The sequence below is a fragment of the Allobosea sp. LC85 genome (assembly GCF_000735605.1).
Lineage (GTDB): Bacteria > Pseudomonadota > Alphaproteobacteria > Rhizobiales > Beijerinckiaceae > Allobosea.
In genome coordinates, this window is the sequence record NZ_JPKG01000008.1 from 15287 (window position 1) to 29648 (window position 14362).

The 14362-nt window shown below is 67.4% G+C and carries 15 protein-coding genes; 12 read left to right on the plus strand and 3 right to left on the minus strand.

Going from position 1 to position 14362, the window contains the following annotated elements; all coding sequences use genetic code 11:
- Positions 1-530: 530 nt before the first annotated feature.
- Positions 531-1211, minus strand: coding sequence for a redoxin domain-containing protein (locus tag FG93_RS04540; RefSeq protein ID WP_052513372.1), 681 nt, complete (start codon positions 1209-1211; stop codon positions 531-533).
- 222 nt (positions 1212-1433) lie between these two features.
- Positions 1434-2339 (minus strand): S1C family serine protease, encoded by a 906-nt coding sequence (locus FG93_RS04545; RefSeq protein ID WP_043232378.1) that lies wholly within the window; start codon positions 2337-2339, stop codon positions 1434-1436.
- A 346-nt stretch (positions 2340-2685) separates the two neighbouring features.
- Here FG93_RS04545 and FG93_RS33790 point away from each other — a divergent pair, with 346 nt between their 5' ends.
- Positions 2686-2805, plus strand: coding sequence for a VOC family protein (locus FG93_RS33790; RefSeq protein ID WP_280114119.1), 120 nt, complete (start codon positions 2686-2688; stop codon positions 2803-2805).
- A gap of 2 nt (positions 2806-2807) precedes the next feature.
- The gene (locus FG93_RS04550; RefSeq protein WP_280114120.1) at positions 2808-3080 is read left to right on the plus strand and encodes a VOC family protein; all 273 of its coding nucleotides are present in this window, start codon (positions 2808-2810) and stop codon (positions 3078-3080) included.
- Positions 3081-3175: 95 nt separating this feature from the next.
- Here the strand turns inward: FG93_RS04550 and FG93_RS04555 are convergent, their stop codons facing one another.
- A complete protein-coding gene (locus tag FG93_RS04555) occupies positions 3176-4324 on the minus strand; it encodes an NAD(P)-binding domain-containing protein (RefSeq protein ID WP_081881301.1) in 1149 nt (382 codons plus the stop codon).
- A 76-nt stretch (positions 4325-4400) separates the two neighbouring features.
- On the opposite strand from FG93_RS04555, the gene FG93_RS31030 reads away from it, so the two are divergent.
- The 10 genes from FG93_RS31030 to FG93_RS04605 all read left to right on the plus strand — a co-directional run bounded on the left by FG93_RS31030 (position 4401) and on the right by FG93_RS04605 (position 14355).
- Entirely contained in the window at positions 4401-5000 is a 600-nt protein-coding gene (locus FG93_RS31030) for a M15 family metallopeptidase (protein WP_052513373.1), read from the plus strand.
- An 89-nt stretch (positions 5001-5089) separates the two neighbouring features.
- The gene (locus FG93_RS04565) at positions 5090-5872 is read left to right on the plus strand and encodes a GntR family transcriptional regulator (protein ID WP_043232379.1); all 783 of its coding nucleotides are present in this window, start codon (positions 5090-5092) and stop codon (positions 5870-5872) included.
- Positions 5869-7374, plus strand: a complete 1506-nt coding sequence (locus FG93_RS04570) for an ABC transporter substrate-binding protein (protein ID WP_043232381.1) — start codon at positions 5869-5871, stop codon at positions 7372-7374. Before FG93_RS04565 ends, FG93_RS04570 begins: the two co-directional genes overlap by 4 nt.
- 6 nt (positions 7375-7380) lie before the next feature.
- Entirely contained in the window at positions 7381-8307 is a 927-nt protein-coding gene (locus FG93_RS04575; RefSeq protein ID WP_043232383.1) for an ABC transporter permease, read from the plus strand.
- Complete coding sequence (nikC, locus tag FG93_RS04580) at positions 8304-9158, plus strand: nickel transporter permease (RefSeq protein WP_043232386.1); 855 nt, start codon at positions 8304-8306, stop codon at positions 9156-9158. The genes FG93_RS04575 and nikC overlap by 4 nt, the downstream gene beginning before the upstream one ends.
- Before the next feature lie 11 nt (positions 9159-9169).
- Positions 9170-9955: an SDR family NAD(P)-dependent oxidoreductase gene (locus FG93_RS04585; protein ID WP_043232388.1), complete on the plus strand. Its 786-nt coding sequence runs from the start codon at positions 9170-9172 to the stop codon at positions 9953-9955.
- A gap of 11 nt (positions 9956-9966) precedes the next feature.
- The gene (locus FG93_RS04590; protein ID WP_043232529.1) at positions 9967-10875 is read left to right on the plus strand and encodes a polysaccharide deacetylase; all 909 of its coding nucleotides are present in this window, start codon (positions 9967-9969) and stop codon (positions 10873-10875) included.
- Positions 10875-12419 (plus strand): gamma-glutamyltransferase family protein, encoded by a 1545-nt coding sequence (locus FG93_RS04595; protein ID WP_152579304.1) that lies wholly within the window; start codon positions 10875-10877, stop codon positions 12417-12419. Before FG93_RS04590 ends, FG93_RS04595 begins: the two co-directional genes overlap by 1 nt.
- On the plus strand, positions 12416-13396 hold the full coding sequence (locus FG93_RS04600) for an ABC transporter ATP-binding protein (protein WP_043232392.1): 981 nt from the start codon (positions 12416-12418) through the stop codon (positions 13394-13396). The genes FG93_RS04595 and FG93_RS04600 overlap by 4 nt, the downstream gene beginning before the upstream one ends.
- Complete coding sequence (locus FG93_RS04605) at positions 13393-14355, plus strand: ABC transporter ATP-binding protein (RefSeq protein ID WP_043232395.1); 963 nt, start codon at positions 13393-13395, stop codon at positions 14353-14355. The genes FG93_RS04600 and FG93_RS04605 overlap by 4 nt, the downstream gene beginning before the upstream one ends.
- Positions 14356-14362 lie beyond the last annotated feature (7 nt).

A 14362-nucleotide genomic window follows, 5' to 3' on the forward strand; every position in this document is an offset into this window, starting at 1 on the left:
GGTATCTTACTTTCCTGACGCAGGCGGGCGATATCCCGGCCTCGAACGGGGCAAAGCCCCGGGGGAGGCATTTGCCTTTGAATGCAGCGACGATTGTTCGGGGTCGCTCGCCAAGCGGCAAATAGATATTCGCTATGCTAGGCATCAACGCGCCGGCCCAAGGGGCCTTTCGCAGCCCTGCGGATCAACGGACGCTCTGCGCGCGCTACGGCGCCTGGCCTTGTCATCACGCTCCGGCTTCCATGGTTCATCGCCACGTCATCTGCTTCGACGTTGAGCCGGAAATGGCGGAAAGCCTCAGCGGACGGATCGGCGGGTCCGCAATCCAGCGCCTCCGGCCGCCAGCGACCCGCCCAAGAGCGGAGATAGGGTTTGGAGCGCGAGCAGGCGTGATCACCACGGCTCACCGCGTCTGCGCCTGTTCTTCGTCTAGACCATCGGACCGGAAATCGTATCCGGTCCGATGGTCTAACCTTTTGTGTTTGCATCGGCTTTCCCGAAAACCGCAATCCACTTTTCGGGCCGATGCTTTAGTGAGCCTGCGTGCCCCCCGGTTCGGACGCAAAGAGGGCTCGCGCTGCAGCGAGGATTTCGGCCGTCGAGGGGAATTTTCCGATCCCCGCGAGCCCTTCTGCTGCGCATTCGATGTTCGCCCAGCGGATGATCCCATGCGGATCGATCAGGAATTGGCCCTTGAGCTGGGGCCATTGCCGCTCCATGTCGGCGCGGTCGGTCGGGGTCTCCCTGTGGCCGTCGAGCCTGGTCAGCAGGTCGGCCGCCTCCTTGATCGGCAGGGGCTGCGGGAACTCATCATTCGGATTGATCCGGAGCGTCGCAAAGGCCTGCAGCAGTTCCGGGGTCGCGGGCGGCTTCGGCACACCATAGGCGCGATGGGTCGAGAGCTCCGGATCGACCGCCAGGCGCAGGTTGCTCGGGCGAAACCTGAAGTAGAGCTGCGCATTCTCCAGCGGCGTTGCCACAATCCCGAGCGTTTCCACGCCGATGGCCTTGAGCTCACGATCGGTCGCCGCCATGTGCGCGATCGCCCGCCGGCAGAACGGGCACCACAGCCCCACGAACAGCGCAAGGAACACCGAGCGCCTGTCGCGGTAATCGGAGAGTGACGCGATCCCGCTACCATCGACCGTGGGGAGCACGAAATCAGGCGCCAGTTCGCCTGGCGAGACCGGGGGCCGTAATCCATTTGCCATACGAAGCGTCTCCGCCTGAGGAACTGGACCAAGTGAGAACCGGCAAGATCATAACACCGTCCGGCCGAGGCCAGCGCGAGCAAACCTCTTCCGAACCGGCCAAATGACCTGACGAAGTATAGCGCTGCGAGAGCCTGGTTCCCACCCTCGCGATGCAGCGCAGCGGGATTCCGGAAACAAGAACCGACGCGCCGAGGCCGGCTCCCGGCCCGCTTCGCCCACTCACTGCAAGTGCGGCTTCTTCAGGAAGCTGGCCCGGTCGGCCGATCTGATGCGGAGCCATGTCTCGCGGCCATCGCGGACGACCCTGATCGGGACCTCCGCGCCTGCTGGGCCGCTCGCCCAGAGCTTCCGGTAGAAATCGGCCAGGCCATCGATTTCGCCATCGCGAACATCCGAGATGATGTCGCCGGGGCGCAGGCCCGCCTGGGCTGCCGGCCCGCCCTCAGTCACGCTCATCACCACGACCTCGCCGTTGCTCTCGGCCGAGAACGCACCGAGCCAAGGGCGTGGCGGCTTGTCCACCCGGCCGCGGGCGAGCAGATCGTCGAGGATCGGCGGGAGCAGATCGATCGGCACGGCCATGTTGACGTCAAAGATCTCGCCGGCCCGGCCCATCCGCAGATGCAGCGAGCCGATGCCCAGAAGCTTTCCATCCGGTCCGATCAGCGCCGCGCCTCCCCAGGACGGGTGCGCCGGCGCGGTAAAAATGGCTTCGTCGAGCAGATATTCCCAGTAGCCGGCGAATTCCTGCTTGGCCACGATGCTGGCCTGTACGACTTGCCCGATGCCGTCTGCAAGCACGACGTCCTGGCCGATTGCGGCATCAGTGGCGGCGCCGAACGCGACGGCAGGCAGATCGAGCCGTTCAAGCGCCTGCACCAGGCCAAAGCCGGTCTCCTGGTCATAGGCCAGCGCATGCGCGGGAACCACGCGTCCGGTCCGGGTCGTCAGCCAGACGTCCTCGGCCTCGGTAATGAGGTAGCCGATGGTGAGCACCAGCCCGTTGTCGCGAATGACCACGCCGCTGCCCTCCCTCCTTGTGCCCAGCGCGGAGGCCGTGAAGGCATCGGCGGGAATGGACGACCGAACGCCCACGATGGAGTGCAAGATCGGGCCGATTCTCATCGTTCCATCCCGAATGGAGGCCGAACCAAAGCGAGACGCGCCGACCGACCGAGATTGGCTGCGTCTATTGGAAGGTATGAACCGGCCCGGTCAACGCAAGGCCCCAGCGACGATCGAGCGCCGACCTGACTGAATGCGATCGGCACAGGAGTGCCGGCTCGGCCGCCCGGGCCTTCCCGTCCAGGTTGTATACTCCTGGATTGTGGAGCACCAATGGAGGCAACGACAGATCGGACAACCTCTCCCGACAAAGCTCGACATGCTCGCAAAAAGGGCGGGACAGGCCCCCTCATTGAGGGGGCGAACCAGAACCCATTCCTCAAGAAGCAGCTCCAAGGCACTCACCATGCGAATCTATGTGACCAGCGTCTTTGTTGACGACCAGGCCAAGGCCCTGAGCTTCTACACCGATACGCTCGGCTTCATCGTGAAGAATGATGTTCCCGTCGGGACCACCGCTGGCTGACGATGGTGTCGCAAGAGGACCCTGGGGGGACGGAACTGCTGCTCGAGCCGAGCGAGCATCCGGCGGTCAAGCCCTACAAGGACGCTCTCGTCAAGGACGGCATTCCCGCAACCTCATTCCAGGTCCAGGGTCTGAATGCGGCGTTTGCAAGACTTCGCGAGCGCGGGGTCGTGTTCACGTTGGAACCGATGGATGCAGGACCTGTGCGCATGGCGGTCCTGGACGATACCTGCGGGAATCTGATCCAGTTGATCGAAATGAAACGGGCGAAATGAAACGGGAATGATCCCTTTTCGGGCCGATGATCTAACCCTTTGTGTTTGCATCGGCTTTGCCCCGAAAACCGCAATCCACTTTTCGGGCCGATGCTTTAGCTGACGAGGCCGAGATAATCCGCAAGTTCGCGCGCGGCAGCGGCGCCCGCCCGATTGGCGCCGATCGTCGAGGCTGACGGACCATAGCCGACCAGATGGATCCTGGGGTCCTTGGCGATCTGGGTCGCGAGCCGGCCGGTCATGACGATGCCGCCCTTCTCCTCCCGGATCTGCAGCGGCGCCAGATGGTCGAGCGAGCTGCGAAAGCCGGTGCACCAGAGAATGACATCGGCCCTTTGTTCAGCCCCATCAGCCCAGCGCACACCCTGTTCGGTGATCTCGCTGAACATCGGCAAGCGCTGCAGCACGCCGCGCTCGCGGGCAGCGAGCAAGGCCGGTGTCAACGGAATCCCGGTCACCGACACGACGGAACCGGGGATCAGGCCCTGCCTGACCCGGTCTTCGACAATCGCGACGGCGGCCCGCCCATCCTCCGCCGTGAAGGGGCGCTCCCGGAACTGCGGCTCGCGCCTGGTCACCCAGGTGGTCGAGGTGACGCGGGAGATCTCATCGAGCAACTGCAGAGCTGAAATGCCGCCGCCGACGACGATGACATGCTTGCCGGCGAATTCGTCGGCCGTGCGGTAATCGCGCGTATGAAGCTGCCGGCCCAGGAAGCGATCGGCTCCCGGATACCCCGGAATATAGGGGGTCTCCCAAGTGCCGGTGGCATTGATGATGCCGCGGGCCGAGAAGGTTTCGCGATCGGTCTCGATCCTGAAGCGGTCACCGCGGTCGCAGACGACCTTGACCGCCACCGGGCGATAGACCGGCAGCCGGAACTTGCGTTCGTAGGCTGCGTAGTACTGGGGAACAGCCTCGGAAGCCCTCACTTCCGTGAGACCGGGCTCGATCACATCGGAGAACTGCATGCCCGGCAGGTCATGGATCCGGTTGACCGTGCTCAGGGTCAGCGTGGGCCAGCGATATTGCCAAGCGCCGCCTGATTCCGGGGACTTGTCGAGGACGAGATAGTTCCTGCCCGCGGCGAGGCCGAGATTCTGCAGGTGATAGGCGGAGGACAGCCCCGCCTGGCCGGCGCCGATGACCATGACATCGACCTTGAGCACGGTCCGGACATCGCCCCTCAGTGGGGACGGTTCAGCCGTGCCGGGCACATCGGAAGGCTCAAGATCGGCGCTCATTCCCAAAGCCTGGGACAGGCGGCACGAGAACTCAAGCCGCCTTCCCTTGGCAGCGTTCGGCTGCGATTGTGCAGGCATGCCTGCACATGCACGCTCCCTCCGCCTCGGATTGCTCGCCATTGCGCTCTTCGGTGTCGGCTGGCTTGGCAGTGCCCATGGCCAGGCCAGCAGCGCATTGCGGGCAGCTCCGGACGCCCCCGCCCCTGCCCTGTACGGACCGGGCGCCGTCTATGCGCGGATTCCGGCCCGGGATGAATACGGGCGGGATCAGCTGGCGATGTTCCGCGCCTGGAACCCCGACCCGGTCGGGAACCATGAAGCCAATCTTCGGGCGATCCAGCCAGCGCTCGCCAGGGTGGTGCGCACCGCGCAGGCCGAGAATCCCGGCCTGCGTTTCGTGATCGGCTCGGGGCGACGCGACCGCAAGCTGCAACGCCGGGCGGTCGCCTGGGGCTGGTCCAGGACGCATGCAAGCTCGCACCGCTCAGGGCTCGCAGTGGATTTGTGGCCGCTCGATGCGGAGGGCCGGGTGATCTTCGATCCGAATGCCCAGAACCGGATCGCGGTGGCGCTGAAGCGGGCCGCCACCGAACTGGGCCTGTCGCTGCGCTGGGGTGGCCGCTTCCGCGGCTACAAGCACATGGACCGCTCGCATTTCGAGCTCGTGTCACGCTGACCGCTGGGTTCCCGGCGTTTCGATGGAATGTCATTTGAGATGTCACAAAGCACTTGTGAAATCTCAGAAGCTGATCCAGCATGCCTGCCATGCTCGATACCTCGCCCGCCTTCGCGCCAGCCCCGTCGCTTCCGGTTGCGGAAACGCAGCTCGATGTCGCGACCCGGCGGCTGCGCAAGGCGGTCGTCTCTTGCGAGCTCGCGCCGGGCGCATTCGTGCATGAGGCTGCCCTGGCTGAGCGCTTCGCGCTCGGACGCGCCGGCATCCGCGTCGCGCTGACGGAACTGTCAGTGGCCGGCTTCGTCGACCGGCACGCCCGCCAGGGCTGGCAGATCGCGCCCGTCGATGGCGCCCTGGTCGCAGCTGTGCTGGACGGCCGCCGCAGGCTGGAGCCCTCGCTGGCGACGCTGCAGCCGAGTGGGCAGACACAGGCCGCACTGGCCGCGCTGCTCGGCGTGATGGACTCTGTCTCGGGCCGGACTGAGCCGGTTGCGCTCTCGACCGCGCGCTCCGCCGAACGGCAGCTGCGCAACCTGCTGGCGGCGGCAACGGGTCCGCTGGCCCGCCGCTGGCTCGGCGACATCTGGGACCATGCCGACCGGATCGTGCGCATGCTCGACCTCGCCGGCCACCCGATTCCGCCGGCTGAGCTCGGCGATCTGGTGAGCGCGCTTGCCGCAGGCGATGCGGAGGCGGCGAGCCTCGCCATCGCGGCGGAGCACCGGCGCTTCAGCGAGGCACTCGCGCAGGGCCTGATGCTGGCGGCAGCCCGGCCTGCGCAGCCGCTCGTCCGCTCGGCGCGACGCACGAGACGGACCGCAACCATCACGACCGAACAGCCCCGCCCCCTCTCGAAGGAGCAGCAGCGATGACCCCTCTCTCACGGAATGCTCGTCTTGCTGCGCTCGCCGCGGCGCTCGCTTTCTCCGCCGCTCCCGCCCAGGCCTCGAAGGAGCGCTTCGTCGTCGACCTCGTCAACGAGCCGTCATCGCTCGATCCGCAGGTGCAGTGGAACCCCGACAGCTACTATGTCTACCGCAACATCTTCGACAATCTCGTCACCCGCGACGACAAGGGCGAGATCGTTCCGCAGGTCGCGACGAGCTGGAAATACCTCTCCGACACCGAGATCGAATTCGATCTGCGTTCCGACATCCTCTTCCATGACGGCTCGAAGCTGACCGCCGAGGATGTCGCCTACAGCGTCAAGCGCATCACCGACCCGAAATTCGGCAGCCCGCAGCTGGGCCAGTTCGACAAGATCACCGAGGCCGTCGCGCTGTCGCCGACGAAGGTGAAGCTCACCACCAACGGCGCCTATCCAGCCCTGCTCGCCCAGCTGGTCAAGCTCTCGATCGTGCCGAAGGCGGTCGTCGAGGCGGTCGGCAAGGACGCCTTCAACCTGAAGCCGGTCGGTAGCGGCCCCTACAAGTTCGAGGGCTGGCAGCGCGGTGTGCAGGTCTCGCTCACCCGCAACGATGCCTATTGGGGCGTGAAGGGGCCGTTCCCGGCAGTGATCTTCCGTGCCGTGCCGGACGGAGCGACCCGGGTCGCCAATCTCCAGGCCGGCACCAGCGATCTCGGCGTCACGCTCGACAGCGACCAGGCGGGCCAGCTCAAATCGGCGGCCAAGGCCAAGGCTCTGATCGGCCTGACCGAGCGCGTCGCCTATTTGCGTCTCAACACCACCAAGCCGCCCTTCGACAACGTCAAGCTGCGCCTGGCCGCAGCCTATGCCATCGACAAGGAGGGCATGGTCGACGGCCTGCTCGGCGGCTTCGACAAGCCCGTTTCGCAATTGCTGACGCCGGCAAGCTTCGGCTGGATCGAGGGCATGACCGGCCCGAGCTTCGACCTCGCCAAGGCCAAGGCCCTGGTCGCGGAGGCCGGCCCCGCGGCGAAGGCCGAGATCGAGCTCGCGACCGCCCCGGTCTTCGATCAGCGCATCGTCCAGGCGATCCAGCAGCAGCTCGTTGATGCCGGCTTCACCGTCAAGATCGCGATGTCCGACATGGCGACCTATCTCAAGCGCTCGCAGGCCGGCCCCGAGGCCACCTCGACGCTCAGCTTCGGGCGCTGGTCCTGCGCCTGCCAGGATGCCGATGGCGTGCTCTTCCCGCTGGTCCACAAGAGCAGCGGCTGGTCGGCCTATCGCAACCCGAAGGCCGATGGCCTGCTCGAGGAGGCGCGCCAGACCCTCGACAAGGACAAGCGGCTCGCCGCCTACAAGCAGGTCCACGAGATCATCGCCACGGAAGCCCCGCTCGTGCCGCTCTATCAGGCCGCCGTGCTCTACGGCGCAACCAAGAACCTGCAGTTCAAGCCGACGCCGAATGAAAGCATGTTCCTGAACCGCATGAGCTGGGTGGACTGAGGCTTCGTGCAGGGCTTTCTCCTCAGGCGTGCCGGACAGGCGCTCGTCACCATCCTCGGGGTGGTGACGCTGATCTTCTTCGTCCAGCGCCTGACCGGCGACCCGACCTATCTCTTGGTACCGGAGACCGCGACCAAGGCCGATGTCGAGGCGCTGCGCCATGCGCTCGGCTTCGACCGGCCGCTCCTGGTGCAATATCTCGACTTCCTGGCCGATCTCGCCCGCTTCGATCTCGGCCAGTCGGTGGTGCAGCGCGTGCCGGTGCTGACCATCATTGCCTCGCGCCTGCCCTACACCCTGATGCTGGCGGCGGGCGCGCTCGTCGTCGCCTGCGGCATCGGCGTGCCGATGGGCATCCTGCTCGCGGTGTTTCGCGACCGGCCGATCGCCAAGGCCGCTTCCGGCATCGTGCTGGCGGCCCAGAGCATGCCGACCTTCTGGAGCGGCATCCTGATGATCCTGGTCTTCTCGGTGCTGCTCGGCTGGCTGCCGCCCTCCTCCACCGGCGATCTTTCGCATCTCATCATGCCCTCCTTCGCGCTCGGCCTGCTCAGCATGGCGACTTTTGCGCGGATCACGCGCTCGGCCCTGCTCGACGAACTCTCGAAGGACTATGCCCGCACCGCCCGCTCGCGCGGGGTCCGCACCGGCCGGCTGCTGCTGCGCCATGTCGCCCGCAACGCCTCGATCCCGTTGATCACGGTCGCGGCGCTGGAAATCTCGAACCTGCTCGCCGGCGCGGTGATCGTCGAGACGGTGTTCGCCTGGCCCGGCATCGGCCAGGTCACGGTGCAGGCGATCCTGGCCCGCGATTTCATGATCGTGCAGGGCGTCGTGCTGATGGGGGCCTTCGTCACCGTCCTGCTGAACCTGCTCTCGGACGTGCTCTACAGCATCATCGATCCGCGCATCGTGCTGGAAGGGACGCGATGAGCGCGATCGCTGCGCCTCCCGCTCGCCCGCGCCGCCTCGCGCTCAGCCGCTGGTGGCCGGTCGCGGTCATCGCGCTGGTGGTGCTGGCTGCGATCCTGGCACCCTGGCTCGCGCCCTATGACCCCAACGCCCAGAACCTGGCCGGCCGCCTGAAGCCGCCGGGCACCGTCTCGCGCAGCTTCCATTACTGGCTCGGCAGCGACGAGCTCGGCCGCGACCTGCTCAGCCGGATCATCCACGGCGCGCGCGTCTCGCTGATCGTCGCCTTCGCCTCGGTCATCCTGTCGGGCACCGTCGGCACGGTGCTCGGCATGATCGCGGGCTATCGGCGCGGGCTCGTCGAGATCGCGGTGATGCGCGTCGTCGATGTCTTCCTCTCGATCCCGGCCGTGCTGCTGGCGATCATCACCGTCGCGGTGCTGGGCCCGAGCCTCGTCAACGTCATCATGGTGCTCGCGCTGACGCGCTGGCCGCGCTACGCCCGCGTCGCCTACAGCCAGACGCTCTCGGTCGCGACGATGCCCTATGTGCGGCTCGCGGCGCTGATGGGCGCCGGCGCGGGGCGCATCCTGTTCCGCCATATCCTGCCCAACATCATCGGCGCGGTCAGCGTCGTCGCGACGCTCGAATTCGGGCTGATGGTGCTGTTCGAGGCGGGCCTGTCCTTCCTCGGGCTCGGCGTGCAGCCACCGACGGCGAGCTGGGGGGCGATGCTCTCGACCGGCCGCAACTATGTCGCGACTGCCTGGTGGGCAGCGACCCTCCCCGGGCTTTGTCTCTTCGTGCTCGTGCTGGCCGTCAACCTGACGGGCGACGCCGTGCGCGACCGCCTCGACCCCCGTTTCCGCTAGGGATCACGACCATGTTCGACGACATCAAGGGAAAACGGGCGCTCGTCACCGGCGCCTGCGGCGTGATCGGGCGCTGGATTGCCGAGACGCTGCACGAGGCCGGAGCCGTGCTGGCGCTGACCGACGCGCGAGCGGACGAGCTCGAGGCCTTTGCGACATCGCTCGGCCTCAGTGGCGACAGCTTCACCAAGGTGGCCGACCTGACCGACGAGGCCTCGATCAAGGCGCTTGCGGCCGAGATCGGCACGCGCTGGGGCGCGGTCGACATCCTCGTCAACAATGCCGGCATCTATCCCAGCGGCTTCCTGCTCGACACCTCGACGGAAGAGTTCGACCGGATCTTCTCGGTCAACCTGCGCGCACCCTTCATCCTGACCCGCGAGATCGCGACGCAGATGGTGCGCAAGGGCGTCAAGGGCTCGATCATCAACATCTCGTCGGGCGCCTCGCGCAAGATACGGCGCACCGTCGTGCCCTATTGCACCTCCAAGACCGCGCTTGACCGGCTCACCAAGGGGTTTGGCGTCGAGCTCGCGGAGTTCGGCATCCGCGTGAATGCGCTCGAGCCCGGCTTCGCCGCCGGCAGCAAGGTCAGCGACCTGACCGAGGCGCATATCCAGAGCACGATCTCCCAGATCCCGCTCGGCCGCCCGTCCTCGCGCGAGGATGTCGGCAATGGCCTGCTCTATCTCGCCAGCAGCGCCTCGGCCTATGCCACCGGCGCGACCCTGACGATCGACGGAGGCAACTCCATCGGCTCGCTCGCCGTGCATCAGGACAAGAAGAACCCGCTCTAGTGGAGGATGAGATGACAACCTCCCTTGCGCCTGCGCGCTTTCCCGTCTCCGATTACGAATGGCCGCAAGGCAAGAGCAGCGCCTTCTGCTTCAGCATCGATGTCGATGCCGAGAGCCCCTATCTCTGGAACCTGTCCGAGGGCGCGCCCGCCACGCTCGGCCAGATCGAGCAGCGGCTGTTCGGCCCGCGCATCGGCATCTGGCGCATCCTCGACCTGCTCGACCGCTACGGCATCAAGGCGACGATGTTCGTGCCGGGCCTGGTGGCGAAGAACCATCCGGAACTGCTGCCGGCCTTCGTCGAGCGCGGCCACGAGATCGGCCTGCACGGCTATTTCCACGAGATCGCGACCGAGGCCGGTCCCGACGAATTCGCCCGCGCGCTCGATGAATCGCTGGCGCTGTTCAAAGCCCAGGCCGGCATCATGCCGAAGGGTTTTCGCTCGCCGGCCTGGGAGATGACGCCGGCCATGCTGGCGGAGGTGAAGCGGCGCGGCCTCTATGACAGCTCGCTGATGGGCTTCGACCATCCCTACACGATCGACGGCGTCACGCAGGTGCCGGTGCTCTGGGCGGTCGATGATGCGGTCTATTTCCGCTTCACCGGAAGCCTGACCGACCGGGCTCCGCCATCGCCACAGGGGGGCATCCTCGAGGCCTGGCTCGACGAGTGGCATATGCTGCATCGCGAGGGCCGCATGATGATGCTGACGATCCATGACTGGATTTCCGGCCGGGCCGGACGGGTTCGGATGCTGGAGCGGCTGCTCGACGCGGTGACCTCATCGCCCGGCGTCTGGATCGCGACTGTCGGCGAACTCGCGGCCCATCATGCCGCAAGCGCCAATGCCCAGCGCTTCAGCGTGCCGCTGCGCCTGCCCGAAGCGAGCGCGCCGCGGCGCTTCAAGACGCCGCGCTGATGCAGACCTTCACCGTCCGCCGTCCCGCCGTCCATTCGGCCCGTGGCCTCGTCGCCGCACAGAACCGGCACGCGGCCGAGGCCGGCGCGGCCGTGCTCTCGCGCGGCGGCAATGCGATGGATGCGGCCGTCGTCACCGCGCTCGTGCTCAGCACGGTCGAGCCCTGGCTCTCCGGCGTCGGCGGCGGCGGCTTTCTCGTCCATGCCGACGGCAGGACCGGCGCGACCGAGACGCTCGATTTCAATGTCCGCGCGCCCGGCGGCATCGACCCGGCGGATTATCCGCTCACCGATGCCCAGTCTGGCAACTGGTTCGCCTGGCCCTCCGTGGTGGGGGACCGCAACGTCTCCGGCTATGGTGCGATCTGCGTTCCCGGCGCGGTCGCGGGCTTCGCCGCGGCGCTGGAGCGCCATGGCACCCTGTCCTGGGAAGAGGCGCTGCAGCCGGCGATCGAGCATGCCGAGCGCGGGCTCGAGATCGACTGGTTCGCGGCGCTCTGCATCGCGATCGAAGCAGCCGGCATCGCCCGCGATCCGGTGCTTGCGGCCCTGCTGCTCGACAATGGCCACGCGCCCAAGGCCGGGGCGGATACACGGCGCTTCAAGCCGATGGCGCAGAAGGCGGCGTTGCTCCGGCGGCTGGCGAAATCCGGTGCGCGCGATTTCTACGAGGGCGAGACGGCGCGCGTGATCGCGGCCGATTTGCAGGCCGGCGGCTCGGCCATCCGGCCCGGCGATCTCGCGGGTTATGACGTCACCTGGGCGCCGGCGCTGACCGGGCGCTATCGCGACTTCGACATCGCCGCCATTCCCGGCCTGAGCGGCGGGCCGAGCTTCCTCGATGCGGCGGGGCGTCTCGCGTCCGGCCCGCTCTCGCGCGAGACCTCGCCGGCGCAACGGGCCCTGCTCTATGCCAACGCCATCCGCGAAGCCTATGCCACGCGCCTGACCACGCTCGGCCATGCCGCGACGCCACAGGCGGGCTGCACCTCCCATGTCAGCGTGGTCGATCGCGACGGCACCATGGTCTCGCTGACCAACACCCTGCTCTCGCGCTTCGGCGCCAAGGTCGCGCTGCCCCATGCCGGCATCATCATGAACAATGGCATGATGTGGTTCGATCCCCGCCCCGGCCAGCCGAACAGCATCGCAGCCGGGCAGAAGCCGCTCGCCAATATGTGCCCGCTGGTGCTCAGCCAGGACGGGCGGCCCGTGCTCGCCATCGGCGCGGCGGGCGGGCGCACGATCTTCCCGACGGTGCTCCAGCTCATCTCAGGCATCGCCGATCTCGGCTTGTCCCTGGAGGAGGCCTTCCATCGCCCGCGAATCGATGCCTCGACGCCGCGCATCAAGATCGACGCCCGCGCCGAACCCGATGTCGCCGCGACCGTCGCCACAGCCTTCCCGGTCGAGATCGTCGAGGACACGCTCTACCCCGTGAATTTCTCGATTCCCTCGGCGGTGATGACCTCTCCCTCAGGCGGCTTCATCGGCATGGCCCACCCGACCAGCGCCTGGGCAGCGGTCGTGGCGGCAACCGCATGAGCACGAGCGGCGCCCCCGTCCTGGCGATCGAGGATCTCGTCGTCGAGATCGACGGCAACCGCATCATCGACCATGTCTCGCTCGCGGTCGGGGCCGGCCGGATCCTCGCCATCGTCGGGGAATCCGGCTGCGGCAAGAGCCTGACCGCGCTCTCGGTGCTCGGCCTGCTGCCGAAGGCGGCCCGGTTCAAGGGCGGCGCGATCCGGCTCAACGGGCGTGACCTGTCGCGGATTGGCGAGGCCGCGCTCTCCGACGTCAGGGGCAATGAGGCAACGATCATCTTCCAGGAGCCGGTCGCGTCGCTGAACCCGCTGATGCGCGTCGGCGAGCAGGTCGAGGAGGCGCTGATCCTGCATCGCGGCCTCTCGGCCAGGGCCGCACGCGAGGAGGCGATCGCGATGATGACGCGTGTCGGCATCCCCGATGCGGCCAGGCGCGCGCGGCAATATCCGTTCGAGCTCTCGGGCGGGATGTGCCAGCGCATCATGATCGCCTCGGCGCTGATCTGCCGCCCGGCCCTGCTCATCGCCGACGAGCCGACGACGGCGCTCGACGTGACGATCCAGGCCCAGATCCTCGACCTGATGCGCCGCCTGCGCGAGGAGGTCGGTACCGCGATCGTGCTGATCACCCATGACATGGGTGTCGTCGCCGATCTCGCCGACGATGTCTGCGTGATGTATGGCGGCCGCATCGTTGAGAGCGGCGCAGTCGAGCCGATCTTCGCCGCGCCGCGCCACCCCTATACCAAGCTGCTGCTCGCCACGATTCCGACGCTGCAGGGTACGCGCAAGGCGGTGCTGCGCACGATCGAGGGCATGGTTCCGAGCGCTGGATCCTGGCCCGATGGCTGCCGTTTCCGGACGCGCTGCCCGCTCGCGGACGAAGCCTGCCTGGCGCCGCCGCCTCTCGGCTCCGTCGGCAAAGCCCATCGCGCCGCCTGCTGGCATTCGGACCAGGTCGAGGCGCTGGCATGACGCTGCTCCAGGTTCGCGATCTCAAGGTCCATTTCAAGCTGCGTCGCGGCGTCGGTGTGCCCGGCGGCGTGGTCAAGGCGGTGGACGGCGTCTCCTTCGACGTCGCGGCCGGCCGCACGCTGGCGCTGGTCGGCGAATCCGGCTGCGGCAAATCCACGACCGCCTATGCCGTGATCGGCCTCGAACAGGCGACGGGCGGCACGGTCGCGTTCGATGGTCGCGACATCACCGGGCTCAAGGGGCGCGAGCGCGCTGCGCTGGCGCAGGAGATCCAGATCGTCTTCCAGGACCCGAGCGCCGCGCTCGATCCGAAGATGAGCATCGAAGCCAGCATCAGCGAGCCGCTCGCCATCGCCGGCTGGACGCGCAGCGACAGGCGAAAGCGGGTGGCCGAGCTGCTCGACCGGGTCGGGCTGCCGGCAGCCTTCACCGAGCGCCTGCCGAGCGCGCTCTCGGGCGGCCAGCGCCAGCGCGTCGTGATCGCCCGTGCGCTCGCGCTGTCGCCGCGCCTGCTCATCCTCGACGAGCCGGTCTCGGCGCTCGATGTCTCGATCCGCTCGCAGGTGCTGAACCTGCTGCTGGAGCTGCAGCGCGATCTCGACCTGGCCTATCTCTTCATCTCGCATGACCTCTCGGTGGTCAGGCATATCGCCGACGAGGCGATGGTGCTCTATCTCGGCTCGGTCATGGAAAGGGGGCCGATCGATGTGATGTTCGAGGCGCCGCAGCACCCCTATACGCAGGCGCTGCTCTCGGCGATCCCGCTGCCGGACCCGCTGCTGCAACGCCGGCGCGAGAAGATCATCCTGACGGGAGACCTGCCGAGCCCGCTCTCGCCGCCGCCGGGCTGCCCCTTCGTCAGCCGCTGCCCGATCCGGATCGAGCGCTGCAGCGCGACCCGCCCGCCCCTGCTGGAAACGGCGGCAGGATCGCGCGTTGCGTGTATCCTGAGACGTTAGGGCCGGG